Origin of the sequence: Deferrisoma camini S3R1 (assembly GCF_000526155.1) — a bacterium.
Lineage (GTDB): Bacteria > Desulfobacterota > Deferrisomatia > Deferrisomatales > Deferrisomataceae > Deferrisoma > Deferrisoma camini.
Window position 1 is genome coordinate 2,665,973 of the sequence record NZ_JAFN01000001.1, and the last position, 25,207, is coordinate 2,691,179.

Annotated in this window: 22 protein-coding genes and 1 pseudogene; 5 read left to right on the plus strand and 18 right to left on the minus strand. The window is 67.3% G+C overall.

Annotation, left to right across the window (positions count from 1 at the left end):
• Positions 1–173: 173 nt before the first annotated feature.
• On the plus strand, positions 174–458 hold the full coding sequence (locus tag DEFCA_RS0111740; protein WP_025323213.1) for a type II toxin-antitoxin system Phd/YefM family antitoxin: 285 nt from the start codon (positions 174–176) through the stop codon (positions 456–458).
• Complete coding sequence (locus DEFCA_RS0111745; RefSeq protein ID WP_025323214.1) at positions 445–714, plus strand: Txe/YoeB family addiction module toxin; 270 nt, start codon at positions 445–447, stop codon at positions 712–714. The genes DEFCA_RS0111740 and DEFCA_RS0111745 overlap by 14 nt, the downstream gene beginning before the upstream one ends.
• A gap of 535 nt (positions 715–1,249) precedes the next feature.
• On the opposite strand, the gene DEFCA_RS0111750 is transcribed toward DEFCA_RS0111745, so the two are convergent.
• The 6 genes from DEFCA_RS0111750 to DEFCA_RS0111780 all read right to left on the minus strand — a co-directional run bounded on the left by DEFCA_RS0111750 (position 1,250) and on the right by DEFCA_RS0111780 (position 10,491).
• A complete protein-coding gene (locus DEFCA_RS0111750; protein WP_025323215.1) occupies positions 1,250–2,434 on the minus strand; it encodes an ATP-binding protein in 1,185 nt (394 codons plus the stop codon).
• Positions 2,435–2,822: 388 nt separating this feature from the next.
• Positions 2,823–3,113, minus strand: coding sequence for a DUF5615 family PIN-like protein (locus tag DEFCA_RS19540; RefSeq protein ID WP_342672959.1), 291 nt, complete (start codon positions 3,111–3,113; stop codon positions 2,823–2,825).
• Positions 3,114–3,191: 78 nt separating this feature from the next.
• A complete protein-coding gene (locus DEFCA_RS0111765) occupies positions 3,192–3,419 on the minus strand; it encodes a DUF433 domain-containing protein (RefSeq protein ID WP_025323217.1) in 228 nt (75 codons plus the stop codon).
• Between the two features lie 271 nt (positions 3,420–3,690).
• Positions 3,691–8,304: a LamG-like jellyroll fold domain-containing protein gene (locus DEFCA_RS0111770; protein ID WP_025323218.1), complete on the minus strand. Its 4,614-nt coding sequence runs from the start codon at positions 8,302–8,304 to the stop codon at positions 3,691–3,693.
• 325 nt (positions 8,305–8,629) lie between these two features.
• Positions 8,630–9,619, minus strand: a complete 990-nt coding sequence (gene selD / locus DEFCA_RS0111775; protein ID WP_025323219.1) for a selenide, water dikinase SelD — start codon at positions 9,617–9,619, stop codon at positions 8,630–8,632.
• Between the two features lie 83 nt (positions 9,620–9,702).
• On the minus strand, positions 9,703–10,491 hold the full coding sequence (locus tag DEFCA_RS0111780) for a sulfite exporter TauE/SafE family protein (protein ID WP_169709562.1): 789 nt from the start codon (positions 10,489–10,491) through the stop codon (positions 9,703–9,705).
• A 76-nt stretch (positions 10,492–10,567) separates the two neighbouring features.
• On the opposite strand from DEFCA_RS0111780, the pseudogene DEFCA_RS24705 reads away from it, so the two are divergent.
• A pseudogene (locus tag DEFCA_RS24705) lies at positions 10,568–11,041 on the plus strand (LysR family transcriptional regulator); the annotation flags it as partial.
• A gap of 64 nt (positions 11,042–11,105) precedes the next feature.
• Complete coding sequence (locus tag DEFCA_RS24230) at positions 11,106–11,555, plus strand: LysR substrate-binding domain-containing protein (protein ID WP_281173768.1); 450 nt, start codon at positions 11,106–11,108, stop codon at positions 11,553–11,555.
• 37 nt (positions 11,556–11,592) lie between these two features.
• Here DEFCA_RS24230 and DEFCA_RS0111795 read toward each other — a convergent pair whose 3' ends face one another.
• A complete protein-coding gene (locus tag DEFCA_RS0111795) occupies positions 11,593–12,012 on the minus strand; it encodes an OmpH family outer membrane protein (protein WP_169709563.1) in 420 nt (139 codons plus the stop codon).
• 493 nt (positions 12,013–12,505) lie between these two features.
• On the opposite strand from DEFCA_RS0111795, the gene DEFCA_RS0111800 reads away from it, so the two are divergent.
• Positions 12,506–14,869, plus strand: coding sequence for a toxin-antitoxin system YwqK family antitoxin (locus tag DEFCA_RS0111800; protein ID WP_169709564.1), 2,364 nt, complete (start codon positions 12,506–12,508; stop codon positions 14,867–14,869).
• 305 nt (positions 14,870–15,174) lie between these two features.
• Here the strand turns inward: DEFCA_RS0111800 and DEFCA_RS0111810 are convergent, their stop codons facing one another.
• The 11 genes from DEFCA_RS0111810 to DEFCA_RS0111850 all read right to left on the minus strand — a co-directional run bounded on the left by DEFCA_RS0111810 (position 15,175) and on the right by DEFCA_RS0111850 (position 25,015).
• Positions 15,175–15,792: an OmpH family outer membrane protein gene (locus DEFCA_RS0111810; protein ID WP_025323225.1), complete on the minus strand. Its 618-nt coding sequence runs from the start codon at positions 15,790–15,792 to the stop codon at positions 15,175–15,177.
• The gene (locus DEFCA_RS21545; protein ID WP_084319137.1) at positions 15,789–16,136 is read right to left on the minus strand and encodes a zinc ribbon domain-containing protein; all 348 of its coding nucleotides are present in this window, start codon (positions 16,134–16,136) and stop codon (positions 15,789–15,791) included. Before DEFCA_RS21545 ends, DEFCA_RS0111810 begins: the two co-directional genes overlap by 4 nt.
• A 17-nt stretch (positions 16,137–16,153) precedes the next feature.
• A complete protein-coding gene (locus DEFCA_RS24235) occupies positions 16,154–16,279 on the minus strand; it encodes a hypothetical protein (RefSeq protein ID WP_281173769.1) in 126 nt (41 codons plus the stop codon).
• Positions 16,280–16,473: 194 nt separating this feature from the next.
• Positions 16,474–17,853, minus strand: coding sequence for a sigma-54-dependent transcriptional regulator (locus DEFCA_RS0111815; RefSeq protein ID WP_025323226.1), 1,380 nt, complete (start codon positions 17,851–17,853; stop codon positions 16,474–16,476).
• Complete coding sequence (locus DEFCA_RS0111820; RefSeq protein ID WP_025323227.1) at positions 17,853–20,135, minus strand: heavy metal translocating P-type ATPase; 2,283 nt, start codon at positions 20,133–20,135, stop codon at positions 17,853–17,855. Before DEFCA_RS0111820 ends, DEFCA_RS0111815 begins: the two co-directional genes overlap by 1 nt.
• A 2-nt stretch (positions 20,136–20,137) precedes the next feature.
• Positions 20,138–20,482 (minus strand): ArsR/SmtB family transcription factor, encoded by a 345-nt coding sequence (locus tag DEFCA_RS0111825; RefSeq protein ID WP_025323228.1) that lies wholly within the window; start codon positions 20,480–20,482, stop codon positions 20,138–20,140.
• A gap of 85 nt (positions 20,483–20,567) precedes the next feature.
• The gene (locus DEFCA_RS0111830; protein ID WP_025323229.1) at positions 20,568–21,407 is read right to left on the minus strand and encodes a 4Fe-4S binding protein; all 840 of its coding nucleotides are present in this window, start codon (positions 21,405–21,407) and stop codon (positions 20,568–20,570) included.
• 24 nt (positions 21,408–21,431) lie between these two features.
• Positions 21,432–21,941: a universal stress protein gene (locus DEFCA_RS0111835; protein ID WP_025323230.1), complete on the minus strand. Its 510-nt coding sequence runs from the start codon at positions 21,939–21,941 to the stop codon at positions 21,432–21,434.
• 31 nt (positions 21,942–21,972) lie between these two features.
• Entirely contained in the window at positions 21,973–22,890 is a 918-nt protein-coding gene (locus DEFCA_RS0111840) for a phosphate/phosphite/phosphonate ABC transporter substrate-binding protein (RefSeq protein ID WP_025323231.1), read from the minus strand.
• Positions 22,887–23,759 (minus strand): NosD domain-containing protein, encoded by an 873-nt coding sequence (locus DEFCA_RS0111845; RefSeq protein ID WP_025323232.1) that lies wholly within the window; start codon positions 23,757–23,759, stop codon positions 22,887–22,889. Before DEFCA_RS0111845 ends, DEFCA_RS0111840 begins: the two co-directional genes overlap by 4 nt.
• Positions 23,756–25,015, minus strand: a complete 1,260-nt coding sequence (locus DEFCA_RS0111850; protein WP_084319143.1) for an outer membrane protein assembly factor BamB family protein — start codon at positions 25,013–25,015, stop codon at positions 23,756–23,758. The genes DEFCA_RS0111845 and DEFCA_RS0111850 overlap by 4 nt, the downstream gene beginning before the upstream one ends.
• Positions 25,016–25,207 lie beyond the last annotated feature (192 nt).

Here is a 25,207-nt window from a genome sequence, read left to right on the forward strand (position 1 = left end):
CCGTGGCCGCCGGACAAGAGAGTGCGCGGGGATCGCGCGTTTGCGCAACCCGGCAGCAGCGTTATCCTTACTCCCCTCCCCGTTTCTTACCCGCAAGCCCAACGCGAAAACCGGTGTTGACGGGACCACCGATGAGCTGTACCGTAACCATGTACAACTCTCGGGAGGTGTCCATGCCGATCCAAACCACGTACAGCGATGCCCGGGCCCACCTGGCAAAGTACCTGGACGAGGCCGCCTCCACGCGGGAACCGATCATCATCCGTCGCCGGAACCGCGAGGACGTGGCGCTCATTGCGGCCGATGAGCTCTCGAGCCTGCTCGAGACCGCTCACCTGCTCCGCTCGCCCCACAATGCCGAGCGTTTACTTCGGGCTCTGATCCGGGCGCGCAAGGGAGAAGGTGACCCCACCTCCTTGGAGGAACTGCGGCGGGAGGTGGAGGGTGCCGCCAAGTGAGCGGGTCGCGGTCTTCCATCCGGAGTTTCGGGAGGATCTTCACTGGTGGGTGAGAACCCACCGAAAAACCGCCCTGCGCGTGCTCGATCTTGTGGAGGCCGTGCTGCGCGATCCCTTCCAGGGGCTGGGGAAGCCCGAACCTCTGAAATACCTCGATCCCAACGTCTGGTCCCGTCGGATCACCCAGGAACACCGCCTGGTGTACCGCGTAACAGCGGACCGCGTGGACTTCCTCCAAGCCCGATACCACTACTGACCCGGGCCGGTAGACTGCCGCGAATCGTGCCCCGAGAATCGTTGCCGGGGACCGCTGGGACGAGGGGCAGCCGGGCGCGCTGGCCCACATCGGTAGGAGCCCGCTCCCGCAGGCCATCCCGGGCAGCAGGCCCGGCCGACTCGCCGGTCAGCGTTCCAGCTCGCCAGGGCTCGGCATCAGGCAACTACGCAGCAGCGTCCTCCTGCTCGAAAAGCCGGTGGAGCACTGGTTGGGCCCTTGACAAAGGCCTGCAGATCAGCGGCTTCTGACGTTTTTTCCAAAACATACGTCAGGCGGTCGGCATGCAAACGTGCCCACCGATCCGACAGAGAAATGAGTTCTTCGAGTCGGTCCGGAGGATGCCAGGCCCAGGTCACCCCGAACAGAAGCGGTTATAGGGCGCTTACTTTTCGACCAGCCCCCTGCCTTCCCCGGGGGCGGAGCATGCTGGTTTCCTAGGGTCAGCCAGTGGCAGGCCATGGCGGTCTCAAAACTTTAAAACTTGCCTGCGTCCCTCCTCACTCACACTCCTCACTCACATGGCGGCCTTGAGGAATGCAGGCACCTGGGTCCAGGGCACCACCCGCCACCCGTGCTGCACGCGGCTTTCCTGCCCGGCGTACACCACGGCCCCGTCCAAGGGCAGGGGCCCAAAAGCCTTCTCGAAGGACCGGAGTCCCCGAAAGTAATCGGGGGCCACGGTTTGGCCGGCCTTGATCTCCACGGGAACCGGCACCCCCTTCACTTCGATCACGAGATCTACCTCGTTCCCCTTGCGATCGCGGTAGAAGAACAGGTTGGGTCTCTGACCCCGGTGGAGGCGGTGTTTCAACGCCTCGGACACCACGAGGTTTTCGAACAGGGGGCCGCGCAGCGGGTGGCGAACCAACTGCCCCTCTTCCTCGATCCCCAACAGGAAACCCGCCAGCCCCACATCGTGGAAGTAGAGCTTGGGGCGCTTTACGAGCCGCTTGGCCACGTTGGCGTGATACGGTTGGAGCAGGAACACCACATAGCTCGCCTCGAGCGCGGCAATCCAGGCCCGCGCCGTGGTTCGACTCACCCCCGTGTCCGCTGCCAAAGCATCCAGGTTGAGCAGTTGACCGATCCGACCGGCGCACAGCCCCACGAAACGCTGGAACAGGTGGAGATCGCGGATGTTCACGATCTGCCGCAGGTCCCGCTCCACGTATGTCTCGAAATAATCGCCCAAAGCCACCGTGGGGTCGAGGCGATCCCGGTGGATCCGGGGGTAGAACCCGGCGTACAAGGCCCGTTCCACCGACGGGGGAAACCAGGACGTGCCCTCCAGTTCCTCCATGCCGAAAGGAAGCAGCCGAAGCACCGACGTGCGCCCCGCCAACGACTGGGTGACCCGGGCCGAGACGTCGAGCTGCTGGCTGCCGGTGAGAATGAAAAGCCCCTTCCGGGGGGTCTCGTCCACCCGGGCCTGGATGTACGACACCAAGTCCGGCGCCCTTTGTATCTCGTCGATCACTGCGCCATCGGGAAACTGGGCCAGGAACCCCAGGGGGTCCTCCAGGGCAAACCGCCTCACGTCGGGCCGCTCCAGGTTGGCGTACCGTTTGTCTGGGAAGACCATCCGGCAGAGCGTGGTCTTTCCGCTCTGCCGGGGCCCGGTAAGGGTGACCACCGGGTAGGACTGGAACCGGGAGGCCAAGACCGGGGCGAGTGTCCGGGGAACGAGGGGCGACGTCATGGGGCCGGCTCCTGCACGTCATCGTTTTCCATCGGGGTTTCAGCAGGATACCCGGGTATGGGGCTATTCGCAACGACAACTTCCGAATAGCCCCATACGCCGCCCGGATCCCTCCCGGGTCACCCAAACAGAGCCCCATCGCCCCGCACCCATCTCGTCGAAGTCGTCCGGAACCTCGATCTCCCTTTTCATGAAGCCCAATTGCCGCGGCACCGGCGCCTCTCCGTACATCTCGGCCGCGACCGGGTACAGGGGAAGCGCCCGAAACGACACCGCGAGCCGCACCCCCGAGCCCCGGGCCATCTCCAGGGCGTGCCTGGGGAGTGCGTCGCTCCTGCGTAGGCGCTTAGCAACAGGACAGTAGCGCCCCCTTCCGCCTCTCCACCCCTCACGACCCGGCCGGCAGCCGATGGATCCGGATGGAGGTGTCGGTGATGGAAACCATTGCGCCAGCCTGAAGATCCTTCTCGATTTTGGGCCAGCAGCGCAGGAGTAACTCCGCCACGTCGGCCCCGGTCATCCCTTCGCGGCGAATCCGAATCACCGAAGGGCCTTTTCGGCCGCTCGTCGCCAAGATCGCGTGGAAATCGGCGTCGAGCGTGACAACCACCCGCTCATCCTCGTCTGCCACCGAGAGAATGTGCGCGTCCGACGCTCTTGCGAGGCCCACATTCCCCACATGAACCGCGTCCCACCCGTGCCCTCGTGAGGGTTCTTGCCGTGGAACGGGGTAATCCTTGATCCAAGAGCACCCGTCTCACGCCGCGTCCAAGTCGATGGTCTCGTCACAAAGATTGTGGGCCGCGAAGTCCAGGGCCTCCCGGATGTCCTCCTCTTCGAGTTCCGGATATTCCTGGAGCACCGCGGCAAGGTCAGGGAGCGTGGACAGAGCTTCGAGGACCCTGCGCACCGTGATCCGCATGCCTCGGATACAAGGTTGTCCGTTCATGGTGGCCGGGTCCACGGTGATGCGTCTCCAGTCCATAGGGCGGCCTGTGGCCGCCGGACAAGAGAGTGCGCTGGGAGCGCGCGTTTGCGCAACCCGGCAGCGCTCCGTTCCCCCGTTCCCCCCCCTCACGACCCGGCCGGGCCCCGGGGCTGTCGCCGACACTTGAGCGGGCACAACGTCCCCGAGACCGCGGCGTCTCCTCCCCACGCCGTGGGCGGGGTTGAGGGAGGTGTGAGAACAACTTTATAAGTTGTCCCCTGTTGGCCCCCTCCCCAGAACCTCTGTTATTCGTTTTTGGACACCAGTGTCATTGCCTCCCCCACCAAAACGGCGCATGACCGGTCATGTCTGTCACTTTGTAGAGGCCTGTTCCATCTCTATTCATGACATAAATATATGTATTATAGTTATTGTATCCAGGGTCAATAACAACACGCGACCCATCTGGAGAGAAAGTGGGGTCATCGACATCGTCGGTTCTTCTAGGTCTAGATATGTCCCACGTGTTAGTATCAATGATGGCCAACTGCTCCGGGTACGGGTGTTCTACGGTCACTAAGTATCGACCGTCTTGTGTAAAGTCTATCCCCCCCTTTGCACGAAATTCTACGGGCAAGTACGCACTTTGATCGCTACCGTCTTCATTCATAACGTAGATCTCATACTGCAGGCCATTTCTCGCAGTGAGAAAAACTATTTTTCCAGTCTGTGGGTGAAAAATAGGAAGCTGGTCTATTGACTCGTTGTTTGTCAACTGCGTCACTACGCCCGTTTCGACATCTACGGTATATATTTCATACGTCTCACCTCGCCCCGGAACCCCAGCATTAAACACTATCTTTGTATCGTCCGGGGACCAAGAAGGCCAATAAGCACTTTTTCCATCTTCCGATAAGTACGTCAACCTCCTTACAGATCTACCATCCGGATCCATGATATAGATGTCTGCCTTGTCGTCGCTATTCTCGATACGAGAAAAGGCGACCATAGTTCCATCATGGCTCATTGCCGGACTGAACGAGATCTCATTTGGATCCGTTAACATCGTCAACTCACTCCCATCGGGTCTTACTTTCCAGATCGTTCTGTGGACCCGATCCTCTTCGAAATGGTCGAAGAGAATCCACTCGTCTAGATCCGATCGAACCGAATTCAATCTCGCCAATTGAGCAATTTCTTCAGGCGACAACGCAGTACTGTATATCCGCACTTCATCCAAAGCACCCCGGAAGTACACATCCCGCCCCTCTGGTTGATATACATACCTTCCAAACATCACAAAACTTTGGGGAGATACAGCAATTTCAGAGTCAACATCTGTAGATTCTGCCACCAAGACTCCATCATAATATAGGTATGCCTTTGAATTACCTGTGTCTCTTACCATTGCCACATGGTGCCACTCCCCTGTATCGTCATCGACTGTCGCACCAAGTTCCACCTTCCCGGGGTAACGTGCACGGTATCCCCCAATGATAAAAGTGCTATTTCTCCGAACGACACTGAATCCTGTAAGCCCCCAAGCACTACCATCGGTCGATGTAATTAATCCGCTATAGTACCTATCGTCATCGGCCCTGTACCACAAAGAAATCGTAAAATCCCCCAGAGCCAATGTTGATTCATTTAAGGATTCCACCGATACAAAATCATCACCGCCGTCCAGATAAATCGCTCCGTTTGCCACACCGCTTCGATCTGCCGTGAACGACGGACTTCCCTGCAAAGTTCCGTGATACCCGTTGCCACTCGCATCGTCGGCGTCACCGTCGAAGGGGTAGTACGCAATCAAGCCGTCTGTTGGGATACTGCTCCCACCCCCACTCCCCACGGTGACGGTCACCGCCTCCGACATCGGGCTCGCGCGGCCGTCCTCGTCCACCGCCGAAACGCTGAACGCGTACTCTTTCCCGTCCTCCAATCCTGTGACCGTCGTGAAGGTCGAGGGCGTGTTCCGCCACTCGATGAGACCACCGTTTGCGTCATACACGCGAATCACGTACGAGGTAGCGCCTTCTACCGCGTTCCACACGAGGTCCACCTGGCCGTCCCCCGGTGTGGCCTGGAGCCCGGTCGGGGCGCCCCACTCGGTGGTCCCCCGCGCCACGCACAGGGCTTCCGCCCGGTTCCCGGCGAGGTCCTCAGCCACAATCTTAACCGTGAACACGTCGAACTCGTCGTCCGGGTACACCAACTCGAACATGCCGCCGGCCCCGACACTCGTTGCTGCAGCCTGAGCCCCCGGGGCAGGGGTCGGATAGACCGTTGTCCGGGTCACCAAGTCCCCCGGATCCGGGTCCTGGAACTCCGCCCGCACCCCAACACGCCACTCGCCGCGCGTTGCGTCGTAACTCGCGGCGCACTCCGGCTCGAACACGGGCTCCGGCGGACGGCCGTTCCTGACAACCACTTGGAGCGTCTTCTCGTCGTATTGCCCCAGCCCGTCCTCCACACGGAGCCGGATCGTCTGTTCGCCTGCGGCCGAAAAGGTGTGGTCCACCACTGCATCGGTGTAGGTGACCCCCTCGATCGTCCATGTGTAACTCGGTGTGCCTGCCAGGTCGACCCGAGAGCCCGTGGCGTCGAACCGATAGGTGAGGCCGCTTTGTTGCTGGTACGTGAAGGCCGCAACCGGCGACTGGTATACAGCATTGCCCTCCTCGTCCACCGCCGCCGGAGCTTCGTCGTTCCGCTCGACCGTAGTGAAAGTTCCCTCCGTCCACACCACGTCGTACCCCGGGTTCTTCGGCGCCCCCACAACCGAGGCGGTATACGGGGCTAACCCGTTCGCCGCGTCAAAGAGGATTGCCGCCCATCCGGCCGGGTTGGAGACTTTGGCGGAGATCTTCCCTGCTATCTTTGCGACCCAGGTTCCTTGCAACAGTTTCCCAGCAGCTTCTCTCACGCATCCCCAAGGAACAAAGTCTTCCACCGCCCATTCGAAGATGCTAGGAAGCTGACTTGCAACAGACGACAGGAACCCATCTCGGTCTCCGTAGCTAATCGTGCTCAGCAGATCAACGCCATCCTTCGCAAGGGCTGTCAGTTTCGTCGCATCTTTTATTATGCTCTCTGCCGTACACTCAACTGTCTCCTTCACTGGTTTCGCATCTGCAAGAATATCCATAATATACACGCCACCGGTCAGCACGTTGAGAGCGGCCACCGGCCAGGGACTCCACTTGCTGAACTGGACGTGCACCACTTCCGGGTTCCACTCCCTGGGCGTGTACGCCCAGTCGCGCCGCGGCGCGATCACGAACTGCTCCGCCCCGGAGTTCCGAAGCTTCTGTATGAGGCTCGTCGCCCGAGGAACCAGGATCCAGTCGTCCGGCTTCACGATCTGGCCGCCGGTGTCCCGGTAGTACTCCATGGCGTAATACGTCAGCGTCGGGTTGCCCACGGCCATCTTGTTACCCTGGGGCGCATAAGCCAAAAACGGCGGCGCCGCCGAATTGATTGTCAGCCATCCGACGCTGTTGTCGGTGTACCACGTCCAGGGTTCGTCGTTGTCCCAGACGCTCCCCCACCAAAAATCGTCAATGACCGCGGCAAACAAGGACCGCGGAGCCCGTCGATCCGCCTGTTGCAACGCCGAGAGGCTTTCGCCCGTCACTTCCTCCACGTACGCATTGAACACGTCGTCTGCGATGCGCCCGATGCGCTGGACGATGCCGTCATACGTCATGAGCCGATCGAGCACGAAAGCGTCCGCCTTGTAGGCCTCCTCCAGATCCGACACCAGTGCCTCGAATTCTTCGTGGGCCAACACGTCGGCGGCCAACATGGCCTTTTCTTCCGGCGCCAAGTCCCCGCCGATACGGAGCATCACCAGAGCCAATGCCGTGGAGCGGACCGAGAGTTCCACCTCCGTCTCGCCCGCAAGGTCGTACAGACGCCCCAATCGCGCCCCGCGACGCCCCGCCACCCGGTTCTGGAGTTCGGTGGGCACGTGGTAACTGAGCAGCAGGGTGTTGCCATCGGCGTCCTCGGCCATGACGAGTGAGGGCTTCGTGTCGGAGACCACTACGCCCTCGGTATCCGTTTCCTCCCCCGCCGCCGGGGCAAAACTCGTGATCTGAACATCCTCTGCGGTCACACCGTCCCGATTCGCCGGCACTTGCACCTGGGCCGCCACGGTCACCGGGGCCCCGATCTCGAACGCGCTCGGCTCGACCCCGGCTTGGGCCCGGAGCCACGCCAGGAATTCCTCCGGCGCAGCCCCCCGGTGCACCAGATCTACCCAGCCCGTCTCGTCCCGGTTCGGCAAGAACCGTTCGTAGGGAACCTTCAGCGCGGCACGGTCGGCCTCCTGCCGCGGGTGGAAGCGAAGGAGATCCCGGTATGAGATCTCGCTCGCCCCGGGCTCCAGGGGCTCTTGCAGCAGCGCCCCCGCCACCACCGCCAGATCCGACTCGAGTGCGCTCGGATCTGTGTAGAGCCTCCGTTCCAGGTTGCTACGAAGCACCTGGTACGCCGCTTCCGTGAGGGCATTCACGAACACACCCGCTCGCACATCCTTTGCCTTGGCAACCGCGCGCACCGCCCCCTGATTGGCTGTGCCCGGATCGTCCCGCACCCCGTCGTCGTCCGGATCCACGTCGGTACCCCCACGCACCTCCACGAGAACCCACTCTTCGTCGTCAACCCCTGGCAACGGAAGATCGAACGTGCCCGCCACCGAGAGGTCGGGGGCGTCCATTGTGGTGACCGACCCCGCCACTGGGGTGGATAGGTCCGTCAGGAGATACGCGCGCACCTCCGCCCCGACCAAGGGGCCCAGAATCGCCTGGTTCGCGCCGGCCACGATGCGGTCCGACACTCCCCCGGAACTCGATCCTCCCCCACCCCCGCCGCCGCATCCGGCCACGGCCAGTGCCCAGATCAGCAGGATCGTCACCCATGCGAGGCTGCGCTTCATGAACGGCTCCTTTCTCCTTCGCCCCTCCCGGGGCCTGCCTGGGGGATGGCACAAAAAAGCGGCAGGCGGCTCAGGGCGGGTGCCCTGGCCGGCTGCCGCTTCGTGTCGTTACGTGTTTGGGATCTGTTGTTGCCCGTCCGTGGGCCGGTGGATCATCCGGATTCCCCCCGGTCCTCTACTCTTGGCGCTCTCCCCTTGTCATCCGGCGCAACATCCTGCCAAACCCTTTCCCACGGCGTCAACACCCGATTTTATCAGACCAAACGCGCCGACAGCGCCCCCCCCGGCAATCCGGGAGGACTTCCACTCCCCCCACCATCCGGCATCAGTCCTTGATCACCAGGGCGGGCTCCCCCTCCTCCACCCGGCCCACCACAGCGGCCCAGGGAACACCGGCCGCGTGGAGTTCTGCCACGAGGGCCTGGGCCTTCCCCTCCGGCAGGGCGATCAGGAGCCCTCCCGAGGTCTGGGGGTCCACCAGGAGCTCCTCCTGCTCCGGCCGGAGCGGGGCCCGGACGATCAGTTGATCGCCGCAGACCCGCCGGTTGCCCGCGTTGGAGCCCGTGGTCACGCCCGCTGCGTACATCTCGGCCGCGGCCGGGTACAGGGGAAGCGCCCGGAACGACACGGCGAGCCGCACCCCCGAGCCCCGGGCCATCTCCAGGGCATGGCCCGCGAACCCAAACCCCGTGATGTCGGTGAGGGCGTGCACCCCGTGCCGGAGGGCCGTCTCCAGCGGAACCCGGTTCAAGGCGGCCGCCACGGGCAGGACCGCGCCCTCCAGCAGGTCCTTCGGGTACTTCCCCGCCCGGTTGGCGTTGAAGATCACGCCCGTGCCCAGGGGCTTAGTGAGCACCAGGGCGTCGCCCGGCCGGGCGCCCCGGTTCGTGAGCACCCGGTCCGGGTGGACCACGCCGGTGACCGCCAGGCCGTACTTGGGCTCGGGGTCGTCCACGGTGTGACCCCCGGCCAGGCAGGCGCCGGCCTCGGCCACCTTCTCGGCCCCGCCCCGGAGCATGTCCCGCAGGATCCCCGGGTCCAGGGTGCCGGCCGGGAAGTTCACCAGGTTCAAGGCGGTCACGGGCCGGCCGCCCATGGCCCACACGTCCGACAGGGAGTTGGCCGCCGCGATCCGGCCGAACCACACCGGGTCGTCCACCACCGGCGTGATGTAGTCCACCGTGGTGACCAGGGCCACGTCTGGGGCCACCCGGTAAACGGCCGCGTCGTCCGAGGTCTCGAACCCCACCAGGAGGTCCGGGTCGTCGCACCGGGGCAGGTGCTTCAGCGCATCCGACAGGACCGTCGGATCCACCTTGGCCGCTCACCCGCAGGTGCGCGACACGCCCATCAGGGTCTTCTTCTTCCGAAAGGGATTCATGACCTTTCTCTCCTCATTCAGCCCACGGCTCGGTCCACGAACAGGTCCCACGCGATCCGCGTGCCCGCGGCCAGGAGCACCAGCCCCAGCACCAGCCGCAGCACCCGCGTCGAAGTGCGATGGTGCCACCAGGCCCCCACCCGCACCCCGGGCATCACCCCGGCGATGAGTGCCAGAGCCAGGGGGAACGGCACCTGCCCCGTGGCGGCCTTCCCCAGAAACCCCGCAAGGGATGAGGCGCACACGATCACCAAGTTGCTCCCCATGGCCACCCGGAGCGGCACCCGCAGCAGCCCGGTCATAGCCGGGATGAGCAGGAACGACCCCCCCTGCCCGACGAGCCCGCCGACAACCCCCACCACCGAGGCGACGCCCGCCGCCCCCCGCCGGGAAAAACCGCCGGGCCTGCGCGGCCGATCCTCGGGCGCCCGCGGAGGCCGGAACAGCAGGACCCCTGCGGCAAGCACCAGCACCCCGAACACGGCCAGCAACCCGTCAGGGGAAACGTACCGCGATAGCAATGCTCCGGCCAAGGACGCTACGAATATCACCGACGCCATGATCCCGGCCAGCCCCGGGTCCACCGAGCCCCGCCGTGCGTGGGAGAACGCACCCAGGAACCCCGCAAACAGGGACTGCGCGATGGTGAGCCCGCTGACCTGGTGCATGGACAGCGCCGCAAGCCCCAGGCCCGGGGGGACGTACAGAAGAAGCGGGGCCGTGACGATGCCGCCGCCGATCCCGAGAAACCCCGACACGACCCCGCCCAACAGCCCGATCCCCAAAACGGCTGCCATCTGCTCCATGGGACCAGGGTAGCCCCCGGACGAAGTAAAAGGAAATTGATTGTTTTTCTTCTTCTCATTCATGTAGTTTTGGTTCATGGACCTTCGGCGTCTCACCCTCCACCAGCTTCGCGTATTCCGGGCCGTGGCCCGGCACCGCAGCTTCACCCGGGCCGGCGAGGAGCTCGGGCTCACCCAGCCGGCCATATCGGCCCAGGTGCGCAGCCTTACCGAGATCCTCGGCGTGCCCCTGGTGGAGCAAATCGGGAAGCGCGTGTTCCTGACGGATGCCGGCCGCACGCTGCTGAACCGGGTGGAGCGGATCGAGGCGGAAGTGGCAGAACTGGGAGAGGCGTTCGAAGCCCTGAGGGACGGGCGCCGGGGGTCGGTGCGGGTGGGGGCCAGCACGTCCATCGGCACCTACTTCCTGCCCGGGCTCATCGCCCGGTTCACGGCCCGGCACCCGGGGATCGACGTCACTCTGGAGATCGAGAACTCGGCGCACATCCTGGAGGGGTTGCTCCGAAACGTCTTCGACGTGGCGTACGTGGGCGAGGCCGTGGCCGCAGCCGAGCTCGTGGCCGAGCCGTTCCAAGAGGACGAGATCTTCTTCGCGTGCGCCCCCGGCCATCCCCTTGCCCCCCCTCCCCCTTTCCACCAGGCAGCGGGCGGGAGGGCGGGGGGCTCGGGGGGGGACTGGCGAGGCACCGGGACCCCGGACCGGAAAACAGGGGATGACCCTGGAGGAGATCTGGCGCTACCGGGTGTTCGTGCGGGAGCCCGGCTCGGCCACCCGCCGCACGGTCGAGGCGTACTGCCTTGGCCGCGGGCTGCCCTGCCCCGAGGGCGTGCAGTTGGGCTCGGTGGAGGCGATCAAACGCTCGGTGATCGCCGGGCTCGGGGTGTCGTACTTCTCGGAGCTCACGGTGAGGGACGAGCTGGCCCGGGGCGAGCTGGTGCGCCTGGCGGTGGAGGGTTTCCGGGTGCGGCGCACCTTCTTCGAGGTGCGGCTCCGGGCCAAGCGCCCGGCGCCGGCCCTGGAGAGGTTCCTGCGGTTCACGCGCGCGTACCGCTCCGAGGGTTGAGCCGCCCGGAGCTTGCCCCGGGCGGCTCAAGTCGGGTCTACCAGGGGCAGTCGTCCCCCCACGCCATCGTACCCCGGGCCATCTGCCGCGGCCCGGGTCCCCAGCCGTGGCCGTCGTGCCACCGGCACGCCCATGGCCCGGGCATCCACGCGCCAGCCACCCCGGCCCCTTCCAGCTCGGCCCACGCCTTGGCCCGCAGCCCGGCGTACTCCTTCTCCAGGTCGTAGAGCTCCTGCCGCAGCTCCTCGGCCCGGTCCGCCTCGCCCGCGGCCAGGGCCGTGTCCAGGTCCCGGGCCGTGGTGCGCATCTTGGCCGCCAGGGTCGTGAACTCATCCGCGTACTTCTGGTGGATCTCCGTGGCCTGGGCCTGCACCGCCGGGTCGGTCGGCGCCCAGGCGGGGTTGCAGCCCCAACAGGCCTCGGCCTTTCCGGCCAGGGCCGTTCCGGCGAGGGCCACGGTCAGGCCTCCGGCGATCACAGGTGCTTCGTTTCATGACGCACCTCTTTCTGGTTCGGGTTGGGTTCGGGGAGGGGCGCCTTCGGCGGGGCTCCGTCCGCAGTAGGGACAGAAGGTCCAGCCGGTGCCCGCCACCCGGCTGCGGCCGGAGTAGGGGCCCTGAGGTCGCTGCCGCACCGAGGAAACCGGGAGAAAACAGACCCCGTTTCCCGAGGGTTCGGGGTTTCGAACAAGAACGAGGCGTTGCCGAGGGGGTAGGCGTTTTCCGAAATACGGAAACCGGTACCACAGGCCGTTGGCGGAGATGGCTTGGGGTTGCCGGTTTTCCGCATCAAAACAGGAGAAAGTTGTTGTTCGTATCCAGGCACGACATTTGCGAGACTACACAGAATCCGTGCCCGAAACCCTGTCCGGGTGCAACTGGAGCGCAATCGTTTGCAGGCCCGCCCGTTGCCCCGGTGGCTCTCCACCGCCGTGACGAGGAGGGGTCGCGATGACGAGACGAACGGTCGGTTCCCTGCTGTTGCTGCTTTCGGGGCTCGTTTGGACCGCTTCCTGCGGCGGGGGTGGTGGGGGCGGCGGCGCGACAGGGGCGCCGTCCGGCCAGGACGACGCGTTCCGTCCGGTGGCGTCCGCGGAGATCGGGGCCGGGGGCGGCGAGGTGAGCGACGAAGGGGTGACGGTCCAGGTGCCGGAGAACGCGTGGGCGGACGAGGCCACGGTCGTGCTGTCCCGCTCGGACGACGGGGCGCCGTTCGGGGAGGGGACGGGTGCCACGGCCCTGTACCGCATCGACGGGTTCCCGGCCGAACGCGACGAGCGGCCCCGGATCGTGTGGCGCCCGCAGGGGGTTGCGCCGGGGACCGAGATGGCGGTGGCCCTCGGCCGGAACGCGTACGCCAGGAGCCTGGACGACGAAGTGTTGGGCTACCGCCTGCTGGCGTGCGTGGTGGACGACGACGGCGTGTGCTCGGTGGAGCTGCCGGCGGCGCCGCCCGCCGCCGGAAGGACGGGCCGGGCCGCCCCGGACGTCGGGGAGACCGCCTCCTGGTTCTTCCAGGGGCTCTGGGGGACTGTCACGCACGACACCGCGCACTTCGCGATCGCGTACGTCCCGGCGGCCAGCCCGTGGTCGGAGTCCCAGACGCAGGCGTACGTGGAGGCCCTGGGCGGATACCTGGAGGACGCGTATGGGGCGTACGAGGCGGCCGGGTTCGACTACAGCCCCCGCACCGAGTGGCCGGTGGCGGTCACGGTCAAACCGCTCCAGGACACCGTCTTCGGCTACAGCGTGTCGGGGGACGACAACGACCTGTATCTGGAGTTCAACGCGAAGAAGCTCGACGACGCCTCGAACGTGCGGGCCACGGTGTTCCACGAGTTCCTCCACCTCGTGCAGGAGCTGTACGTGCCGGGGAGCGGCGCCAGCGACACGTTGTGGCTCGACGAGGCGTGCGCCGTGTGGGCCGAGGGCCGGTTCGCCGGGGGCGCGGGGTACGTCTCCACGGTGCGCGAGGGCAACGAGCACGAGCCGTTCCAGGGGATCGGCCGGGAGACCTCGCAAGGGGACAAGACCGCCCAGGCGTACGGGTACGGCATGGCCGCTGCGGTGGGGTACCTGGCGGACGAGCACGGTGACAGCGTGGTGGTGGGGATGTACGAGCGCATCCGCGACGGCGCCACCGCGATCCAGTCGTTCCTGGCGGCCGCGGAGGATCCCGTGGAGGCGTGGTGGCCCGAGTTCGTGGAACGCTACGCGACGGGACGGTTGTCCCCGGACGTGACCCCCCAGGTGCTCTCGGCCCTGGCGGGCTCGGCCCAGACGATGCGCCTCGCGCGGTCGACGCCCTCGGCCGAACTCACGGCTTCTTCCCCCGACCTGTCGGCGCAGGTGTTCAAGGTCCTGCTCACCGACCCGGGGGTGGGCGTCGGCGCCGTCCTGGCGGCCGAACTCAAGGGGGACCTGGCCGGGTTCCCCCTGCGCGCGCTCCGGTACCGGTACCGGCCGGACGCAGAGGTGGAACTGGTGGCCGAGGGCGCCGGGTCGGTCGCCGTGCCCGACGTGGCAGAGCTCGCCCTGGACGGGTGGCACCTGCTGTTCGTGGCCGTGGACCCGGCGTGCGAGGGGGACGGTTGCGGGGGCACCCGCACCGCCGAACTGGACCTCTCCCTGACCACGGCGGTATCGGAGCGCGCGCCGCCGTGCCCGGCCAGCGGGCCGCTGTGGGAGGGATGGCCGCTGCCGGAGGAGTGCGATACGACCCTCTACCCCCTGGACGACCTGAGGGAGGAGATCTGCTACGAGGACGCCGACGACGACGGCGTGTGCGACGAAGGGTACCAGTGCATCTATTTCAACACGGGAGCGCTGGACAGGGAGATCGTCATCCGCGACGAGGCCAGAAACGGGTACGTGAAAAGCTACAGCGGCGACGGCTCCCTGTACGGCGCGCTGCACTACACGAACGGCACGGTGGACGGGAAGAAACGCACGTTCTACCCCAACCTGTACTACCGGGACGTGATCGACTACGTGGACGGCGTGGCCGAGGGGGACGCCTGGAGCTGTTACGACAGCGGGTCCGCCGCAGCGGCCTACCACCTGGTGTCCGGCGCCTACGACGGCGTGTTCGCCACGTACTACGAGGACGGGACCCTCGCTTCTGTGGCCTTCTTCTCGGACGGGAAGCGCGAGGGGCTCACGACGAGCTACCACGAGAACGGCGTGGTCTCGCAGGTCGCGCCGTACGCGGACGGGGTGCTGGACGGCAAGGTGATCGAGTACGACACGAACGGCCGGCAGATCTCGTGCACGGTGTACGAGCAGGGGACGGAGGTGGGGCCGTGCGACGAGTGACCGGCGGCGGGACGCGTGGGGCGGACGCCCCGGTTGCGTGACCGCGACGCGCTCAGGCGCGGACCAGGGGCCCGAAGAACGCCGCGGCTAGGGCGGCGAGCACGGGCTCCGGGGCGTCCGGGGCGAGAAGCGACGCGATCCGGTCCGGGGACGGAGGCTGCGCCTGCTTCAGGAACGCGCGCCGCACGGCCCGGTGGAACCGCTGGACCGCCGGCGGGAGTTGCCCGAGCCGGCGCGCCAGGGGAGCCGTTCGTTCAGTCTGCGGACCGCTTCCGGGACGTCCACGCCGCCTCCTCGACCGCTGTTCAGGGGGCCTCGCCCACCCGTTGGGCGCCCCGCTGTCGAGCATACCCCACCCCCCGCGCGGGGCAACCGCGGAGGCGGCTGCGGCCGGTGCGAAACGGAAGCGCCCCCTTCCCCGGCAGCAGGGAACGGGGTGCTTCCGGCCGGCCGGGTCTACCAGCGGTAGCCCGGGACGTCGCAGCCCCAGGGGCCGCCCATCCCCCGGGCCATCTGCCGCGGCCCATGCCCCGGTGGCCGTCGTGCCACCGGCAGGCCCACGGCCCGGGCATCCACGCGCCAGCCACCCCGGCCCTTTCCAGCTCGGCCCACGCCTTGGCCCGCAGCCCGGCGTACTCCTTCTCCAGGTCGTAGAGCTCCTGCCGCAGCTCCTCGGCCCGGTCCGCCTGGCCCGCGGCCAGGGCCTCGTCCAGGTCCCGGGCCGTGGTGCGCATCTTGGCCGCCAGGGTCGTGAACTCATCCGCGTACTTCTGGCGGATCTCCACGGCCTGGGCCTGAACCGCCGGGTCGGTCGGCGCCCAGGCGGGGTTGCAGCCCCAACAGGCCTCGGCCTTTCCGGCCAGGGCTGCACCGGCCAGGGTCACCACCAGGGCTCCCGCGATCCACAGACGTTTCGTGCTCATGACGTACCTCCTTCTCGGGTTGAGGGTTGGGAAGATGTCCTTCCTGCGGCCTCGTGACCGCAGTAGGGGCAGTAGATCCAGTCCGTTTCCACCACCCGGCTGCACCCCGGGCAGTGGGTTTTGAGGGTGTGGCCGCACCGGGGGCACCGGAAGAACACCGGCTCCACCGCACCGCCGCACGCCGGGCACGTGGCCGCCCCGGGGGCCGGCCGCCCCCGCCGAAAGGCCCGCACCGCGAGCCATACGACCAGGCCGAGCACGGCCAGGGTAACCAGCCCTCCCCAGGGGCCCCACAGACCGTGCCAGGGCATCCAGCGCATCCATCCGCCGGGCGAGCACCACATGACCGGTTCCTCCGGGCTCAGTAAGGGCAGCTCGGGCCATGGCGATGGCCCGGTCCATAAGGGTGATGGGGGTAGCAGCCGGCCAGGGCGGTGGCCCCGGCGAGCAGGCCGACGACGGCCAGAACGGTCCAGAACGTTTTCATGGCAGCACCTCCTGTACGTTGCTTGGTGTTGCCCATGGGAAAAGCAGGGGGCGTGCCAAGGCGGGAAATTTTTTGTAATTACTGGTTATCACTTGAAAAACAAAGACAGAGAAGGGAACCGGGAGGGAGCAGGCGTCAAGAAAGAAGACGCCAGGAGGCGGGCAGGCGGGCTCGGGTGTCCAAAAGCTGGACGGTCAGGAGCGGCCGTACTCCTTGAGCTTGTTGATCAGGGTCTGACGGGAGATGCCGAGGATCTGGGCGGCCCGGGTGCGGTTGCCCCCGGTCTGCTCCAACGTTCGCAGGATCAGCTCGCGCTCGGCGTCCTTGAGGGTGCGGGGGCCCGCCGGGATGGGGGCCTGGGGCGCTGCGGCCGCCGCCCCTTGCAAAGCGGGGGGGAGTTCCTGGGGGGTGATGCGCTCCCCCAGGCACAGGATCACGGCCCGCTCCACGGCGTTTTGGAGCTCGCGCACGTTGCCCGGCCAGTCGTGGCGCACCAGGAGGTCCATGGCCTCGGGGGTGAACCCGGCCACGGGCTTGCGGTTCTTCTCGGCGTAGATCCGCAGGAAGTGCTCGGCCAGGAGGGGGATATCCTCGGGCCGGTCCCTGAGCGGCGGCAGGTGCACCGGCACCACGCTCAACCGGTAGTACAGGTCCTGGCGAAAGGCGCCCTCGGCCACCATGGCCTCCAGGTCCCGGTGGGTGGCCGCGATCACCCGCACGTCTACACGCAGGGTGCGGGTTCCCCCCAGCCGCTCGAACTCCCCCTCCTGGATCACCCGGAGCACCTTGGCCTGGGTGGCCGGGCTCATGTCGCCGATCTCGTCCAGGAACAGGGTGCCGCCGTGGGCCAGCTCGAACCGGCCCTTCCTCTGGGCGGTGGCGCCGGTGAACGCGCCGCGCTCGTGGCCGAACAGCTCGCTCTCCAGCAGGTTCTCGTGGAGGGCGGCGCAGTTCACCTTGACGAACGGCTTGTCCCGGCGGGGGCTGTTCTGGTGGATGGCGTTGGCCACCAGCTCCTTGCCCGTGCCCGACTCGCCCGTGATCAGCACGGTGGCGTCCGAAGGGGCCACCAGGGCCAGGGTCTCGAACAGCTCCCGCATGGGCCGGCTGCGGCCGATGATGCTCGAAAAGTCGAACCGCTCGCCCAGCCGCTCCCGAAGCAGCCGGATCTCCTCCTCCAGCCGGCGAAACTCCAGGGCCTTGTCCAGCACCCGGGAGAGATCGGCCGCGTCCACCGGCTTGGTCAGGTAGTCGAACGCGCCCTTCTTCATGGCGGCCACGGCCGTGTCCACCGAGGCGTAGGCCGTCAGAACGATCACCGGCAGATCCGGCCGGACCGCCTTGATCGCCTCCAGGGCCTCGATGCCACCCACCCGGGGCATCCGCAGATCCAGGAGCACCGCGTCCACCGGGTGGGTGCGCACCGCGTCCACCCCGGCGTCGCCGTCGTCGGCCTCAAGGGTCTCGTAGCCGGCTCCGGCCAGGAGTGCCCGCAGCATGGTGCGGTGACCCCGGTCGTCGTCCACCACGAGGATCCGGGGCTTGGTCCCGGCAGGGGCGGCCTCGCTTCCCATCAGGCCCTTCCGGAGTCCTTCAGGATACGGGTCGCGTTCAGCACGGCCAGCACGGCCACCCCCACGTCGGCGAACACCGCCTCCCACATGGAGGCCACGCCCGCGGCGCCAAGCAGGATGAACACCCCTTTCACCCCCAGGGCCATGGCGATGTTCCCCCGCACGATCCGGTTGGTGCGGCGGGCCACGTGCACCGCGGCCACCAGGCCCGTGAGGCGGTCCTCCATGAGCACCACGTCGGCCGCCTCGATGGCCGCGTCGGAGCCGAGCCCGCCCATGGCCACCCCGATGTCCGCGGCCGCCAGCACGGGCGCGTCGTTGATGCCGTCGCCCACGAACGCCACCTTGGCCTTGGGGTCCCCCTGCTCGGCCTTGATCCGTTCGACCCACTCCACCTTGTCCTGGGGCAGCAGCTCGGCATGGTAGGCGTCGAGGCCGAGCTTGCGCGCCACCGCCTCGGCAGCCTGGGTCTCGTCGCCGGTGAGCATGACCATCTGCCGCACGCCCTCGGCCCTGAGCCGCTCCAGGGTTTCCCGGGCCTCGGGGCGGGGCTCGTCCGCCAGGAGCAGGTAGCCCGCGTAGGTGCCGTCCACGGCCACGTGCACCACCGTTCCTTCGAGCTCACAGGTGTCGTGCTCCAGGTCGTCCCCGTCCAGGTGGAGGATCCGGTCGTTTCCGGCCAACACCTCCCTGCCGTCGATCACGGCGCGCACGCCGTGGGCCGGGATCTCCTCGTAGCGCTCGATCCGATCCTCGTCGATGGGCCGGCCGTAGGCCTCCACCACGGAGCGGGCGATGGGGTGGCTGGAGTGGCTCTCGGCCGCGGCCGCCAGGGCCAGGAGCTCGTCCTCGGAGAAGCCGTTGTGGGGCACCACCCGGGTCACCCGGAACACCCCCTGGGTCAGGGTGCCGGTCTTGTCGAACACCAGGCTGCGCACCGAGCGGAAGCCTTCCAGGTAGTTGGCCCCCTTGAAGAGCACCCCCCGGCGCGACGCCGCGCCGATACCGCCGAAGAACCCCAGGGGGATCGAGATCACCAGCGCGCAGGGGCACGAGATCACCAGGAACACCAGGGCGCGGTAGATCCACTCGGCATAGGTCTCGGGGTGGCCGAACCACCCCGCCAGGGCCGGCACCTGGTACAGGAGCGGCGGGGTCACGGCCAGGAGCACCGCGCCGAGCACCACGGCCGGGGTGTACACCCGGGAGAACTTGGTGATGAACGCCTCGGTGGGGGCCTTGCGGGCCGCGGCGGTCTCCACCAGGTCGAGGATCTTCTTGACGGTGGACTCGCCGAAGGGCTTGGTGACCCGCACGGTGACGACGCCGCTACGGTTCACCATGCCCGAGAGGATCTCATCCCCCTCGCCCACCGAGCGGGGCCGGGACTCGCCGGTGAGGGCCGAGGCGTCCACCGTGGTCCGGCCCTCCTCGATCACACCGTCCAGGGGCACCTTCTCCCCGGGCTTGACCAGGATCCGGTCGCCCACCCGCACCTGCTCGGGCGGCACCCGGACCGTTTCCCCGTTGCGGCGCAGGTTGGCGTAGTCGGCCCGGATCTTCAGGAGCGCCGCGATGGACCGGCGCGAGTGGTTGAGCGCCCGGTCCTCGAAGTACTGGCCCACCTTGAAGAACAGCATCACGGCCACGGCCTCGGGGAACTCCCGGATCGCGAACGCCCCCAGGGTGGCCACGCTCATGAGGAAGCTCTCGCCGAACACGTCGCCCCGGAGCACCCCCCGCACGGCCTGGCGCACCACGTCCTGGCCCGCGATGGCGTAGGCCAGCACGTAGGGAAACAGCACGGCCCAGAACCGGGGGTCGCCCAGGGGAAGATCCGCCGCACCGGGCAGCGCGAACCGTTCCACCGCGAGCGCGAGGACGAAGACGAGGCCCGATGCCGCCACCACCTTGAGGATCGGCGAGACCCCCTGGGGCTCCTCCTCCAGGTGCTCGGCGTCGAGCCGCACCGGCCGGACCTCGGGCTCGATCCGGGTCACCACCTCCAGGGCCCTCTTCTGCAGGGCCGGATCCTCCGCCTCCACCACCAGGGTGGACGAGGCGAAGTGGAGCTCGGCCCGCACCCCTTCGAGCCGGTTCAACTCCCGCTCGATCTTTCCGGCGCACGAGGCGCAGGTGAGCCCCTCGAGACGGTACCGGGCGCCCTGCAGGGGCTCCTTGGGGTCCGGGGGAAGCGTCTGGGCTTCGCACGCCCCCGAGCTGCAGCAGGAGGCCTTTTGGGAAGCCCCTTTCTTCTCGGATCGAACCGCGGACTCGGCCATGGTCATCCCTCCTTCACGTGGCGCAGCCCCTCGGCGAACAGGGTACGCACGTGGTCGTCGTCGAGCCGGTAGTACACGAGCCTGCCCTCCCGCCGGGGTCGCACCAGGCGGTGGGCCCGGAGGATCCGGAGCTGGTGGCTCACGGCGCTCTGGCTCACGTCGAACAACTCGGCCAGGTCGCACACGCATAGCTCCCGCACCGAAAGGGCCAGGAGAATCCGCACCCGGGTCGGGTCGCCCAGCACTTTGAACGTCTCGGCCAGGGCCTCCACCGGCGCCCCGCCGACGGCCTTCCGGGCCTCCGCCACCGCCTCGGGGTGGACCAGGGTCTCGCTGCAGGTCTCCATGGCATCCCTCCGATCGAATGAACGATTGCTCATATATAAAGAAGTTAAAGAGAGGATGCAAGCCCTGGTTGAACGCAACTCGGTACTACGCCACCTGCCTTGCCGGCTCCACCGGGGCAGGGGGGCGCTCCCCCTCCGGGGAGAGGACCGTGGTGACCGAGATCGCCTCACAGGCGGTGCAGTCCAGGCACCGGATGCACTGGCCCGTGTTGGCGCCCTCGTACACCTTGATCTCCATGGGACACACCTCCAAGCACTTGTCGCAGTGGGTGCACTTGGCCGGCTCCCAACGCAGGCGCACCAGGCTCCACCGGTTGAACAGGCCGTACAAGGCGCCCAGGGGGCAGGTGGTCTGGCAGAACGGTCGCTTGGCGATCACGGACGACACGGTGAAAAAGATCAGGATCGAGATCTTGATCCAGAACAGATCGGTGATCATCCGGCGGATGTCTTCGCTGATGGTGACCCAGGGGATCCCCCCCGTGAGCGTGCCCATCGGGCACAGCTTGGAAAACCAGTTCTCCGAGGTGATCCACGGAATCACGAAGACCAGCATGACCAGCACGCTGTACCGGAACGGGCGCAGGTACTTGGGGATCGAGATCTTCACCGAGGGGAGCTTGTACAGCATCTCCTGGAAGTACCCGAACGGGCACAACGTGCCGCACGGCATCCGCCCCACGAGCCCGCCGACCGCCCCAAGGAACCCGAGCACGTAGTACGGGATCGCCCGGATCACCATGAAGTGTTGGAGCGCCCCGACCGGACAGGAAAACACGGCCGAAGGGCAGGCATAGCAGTTGAGCATGGGCACGCAAAACCCCTTGGCCGCGCCCTGGTAGACCGCCTTCACCCAATACCCCTTGATCCAGCCGTTGGCCCCCAGGCTCGCGCCCAGCTGGAAGTACCGCCGCATCCTCATCATGCCATCCTCCACAGCAAGCCTTGCTCAACCGACCCACTCGCCCCCACCCTTCTTTGACACCGGAACCAGAAGCACCGGCACGGGGGAGCGCAGAACCACCTTGTGCGCCGTGGTTCCCAGAACCATCTCTCCCACGGCGGTGTGGCCGTGGGAGCCCATCACGATGAGGTCCGCCCCGCAGCTGTGCGCCTCCTCCAGCACCACCTCTGCGGGTTGACCCTCGACCACCAGGGCGACCCAGTCCGAATCCCCCTCGGGCTGTCTCTTCGTCTCTTCCCGGCAGACCCGGTCCATGTGCGCTCGGATCTGAGCGGCCGCCTGGTTTCGGAGCCGCTGCCGGATCTCTCCCATCTGCTCCGCGGAGAGGTGAATGCTCAGCAGGGCCTTCGCAGAAGGCCCCAACGGACGAACGGCGTGCACCACCACCAGCCGGGCCCCGAAGCTCTCGGCAAGGCCCGCGGCCTGGCGGAACACCGTGTCGGTACCGGCCTCAAGGTCCACAGCGCAAAGGATGGTCCGAACGGTGGGCAGCATCTCGTTCCTCCTGATCTGCAGGACGTGGGAGTCAATACTCTTCGTAAGGGGGCATCTTCGCCAGCCGGGCCCAGCGACGCAGCTCGTCGTAGTCGACGTCCCTGGCCTCGTCGTACCCCCGGATCTGGGCTCGTTTGAGCACGAGGAGGGTCTCGTCGCCCACCCGCGCCGTGGTCTGCTCGTCGAGGGCCAGGAGGGCCTTCCGAACGCGGTCGGCCCAACGCCGGGGGACCTCTTTCGAAGCACCGAAGGTGCAGTAGGGCGCCAGGCCGCTCTGCCCAAGGATGACGAAGTCGTCGGGGGCGATCCTTCCGTCGGCGGCCATCTCCTCCAGGTCGATCAGGGGGGCGGTTCCCGCGTCGAAAGCGCCGTACAGCACGGAGTAGATGATCTTCTGGTGCTTCCAGCTCCCCCGGGGGATCGCGTAGTACCCCAGGTCCTTCTCCGGGTCCACGCCGGCCTCCAGCATCAAGGCGTACTGGGCGAGAAAACCGAACGGCGCCCACTGGGGGCCGAACACGAGCCGTTTGCCCCGGAGATCATTCAGGCTCCGGAGCCCGGAGTCCTTTCGGGCGATGATCACCCCCCGGGTCTTTGCGCCGAACGAGCCCCTCCGCTCCACAGCGATCGGCCGCACGCCGTACCGCTCCCGCAAGGTGATGTAGAGAAGGGAGTTCGTGTGGGTGAACTCGAACTCCCCCCGCGCGAACGCCTCTTCCACGTCGTAGGTGTTGAGGTACACGGGCTCGAACCGGGCGCCCGTGGCCTCCGAGAGGTATGCGGTCAGCGGGGCGAACCGCTCTCGGGTCTCCTCCACCGAGTTACAGATCATGTAACCGATCCGGAAGGTCTGGGAGGCGGAGCGCCCACCCACGGCGAGCAACGCCAGGCCGGCGAGAGCCCCCACAGCGGCCAGGAACACGACGGGACGGCGAGAGTCTCCCTTCACGGCTGCGGCTTCTCCTTGGATTCCAGCAAGGGCCGGGGTTCGACAAGCACCCTCCCCACCCCCTCTGAGTCTGCTCCGTCGAAGATGCGCTCCGGAATGGTCGCCGCTTCGGCCGCGGCCCAGCGATTGCCCGTGGCGTCCACGTCGGTGGTCTGGAGCTCACCCAGCTTGATGTCGTACTCCCGATCGTCGAAGAAATTTCCCTTGATTACCGGTCGGTTCACCGCCTCCCGGAAAAAGATCCCGGTGAGGTTTCCCTTGAACACGTTGTCTCGAAACACGGGAGAGGCCTTCCAGAGCCGCGCTCCGATCCGGTTGTGTTCGAACCGGTTCCGCCGGAGGGTCACGGGCCCCCCTTTGAACCGGACGCCGCCGTAGTTGCCGCGGAACACACATCCCTCCACGAGCGCAGGCGTGTTGTGGAGGTGAAGCCCCCACGGCCCCCTGGTGAACACCGCGTACCGGAACTCAGCGGAACGGGCCTCGCGTACGTCGATCATGTTCTCGAGCTCGTTCTCGCGCTCTCGAACCGAGATGAACCATACGGGCCGATCCGAGGTGCCCTCTACCCGGATACGCCCCTCCACCAGGATCCACGCCGCACCCGGTTCGATCTCCGCCGGTTCCGGCAGGTCGAAGAAGACGCGGGTGCCAGGTCGCACGATCAGGGTGGCCCCAGCCGGAACCACCACCGGCCCGGTGATCCGGAGGGCCCCCGACCAGACGAGCTGCCCGGCCGAGAGGGTCTGGGCCCCCACGGCCCGCGCCTCGGGGGGCACGGCCGGGCCCTCCCAGGCCCAGCCTCCTGTCGCCCCGATCAGGACGAGGAGCAGGACCCCCGGCGCCCAGCAGACGCCCCCCCGTCTCACGGCGTGCCCTCCCGGGGCAGGGTCCGCACCCTCAGCACCTGCATCTCGCCGCCGGCTAGTGTGACCACCACCCCGCCGCCCTCTGCAGGGGCGATGCCTGTGACCGCGTCGGGGCCGAACTCCCAAGCGTCGCGCTCGAACCCGGTCTGGGCGTCCAACAGGTAAAGCCTTCCGGCCCGGGTAGCCACGGCCACGAGACCGGGGCCGGCCGCCACGGGCCCGGCCACCACGGGGGCTCCGAGGCTCCGGCTCCAGAGCTCCCGGCCGGGCTCGCCCGCCATCGCCTGGATCCCATCCGACGGAGCCACCCGCAACCGCACGGCGTCGAGAACCAAATCGGCGCGCTGGCCGGTCGCTGCAGGCGGGTCGCCTCCGGGGTTCTCGGGCACGGCGGCAGCGGGCTCCCACCAGGGCCACTGCCTCGGCCCGGCCAGGCCGGCCTCGCCCGGCGCCTCCACCAGCTGGGCGTCCGGGCGATCCGCGGCAGAGCCCACCTCGCACGGCGGGGATCCACCCCAGTCGCTGGCCTCCACCTGGACCGTGCCGGTGAAAAAGTCGCCCAGCCGGAAGGGGTGATCGTTGGCTCGGAACGCGTTGCTCCGAAACACCGACCCCCGATCGCCTTCGAACAGAAACAGGCCGTTTCGGTTGTGATGGAACCGGTTGAGCTCCACCCGGTTCTGGCTCAGGCGCTGGTTCAGGCCTTTGCCGGGGTGGCCGTAGAAGAGTGAGTGCTCCACCGTGAGCACGTCCTGGCCCAGGCGGGTGCCGTCGATGTTTCGCCGCAGCACCGAGTCGGAGATCCGCCCCCGGGAGAAGTGCACGTGAAGCCCCCGGCTGCTTCCCTCCACCACGGTGTAGCGCAGGTCGATCTCCCCGAAGTCCACCCGCACGGCCCCCCACAACCCCGGCTCGGCCGGCTGGGCGTCCGAGGTGAACACCACGGGGGCCTCGGCGGTACCCCGGGCGACCAGCGCCCCTTGAACCCTCAGGACGGCGTCTCCCCACCCGTCTCCGTCGTCGTCCCGGAACGCGAACCGGACCACGGTGCCGGGCTCGATCATCAGGCGGGTCCCCCGGGGAATGATCACGTCATCGGTCACCCTCACCTGGCCCTGCCACACCACCGTCTCTTCGGTGGGCAGGGATGGAGAGACGGCGCACCCGGTCACCAGGACCAAAAGGGCGGCCGCCAGAGAGAGGGCGGCTGGAGCAGCCGCTCCCCCGACAGATCTCGAGGCCGTCGTTGTCGACATGGATTCTCCGGAGAGGTACGGATGTCACGGCGCCACGGGGCGCAACACGGCGGGCGTCCGCGGAGGGTACCTCCGCGGACGCAGAAGCGTCGTACCGACTCTTAGGAGATGGCTATGGGGATGGGTGGGAGGGGTCTAGCGAAGAGCACCGGAATCCCGCGGGACGAGGGCGGGGGAGCCGGGCGGGGGGCG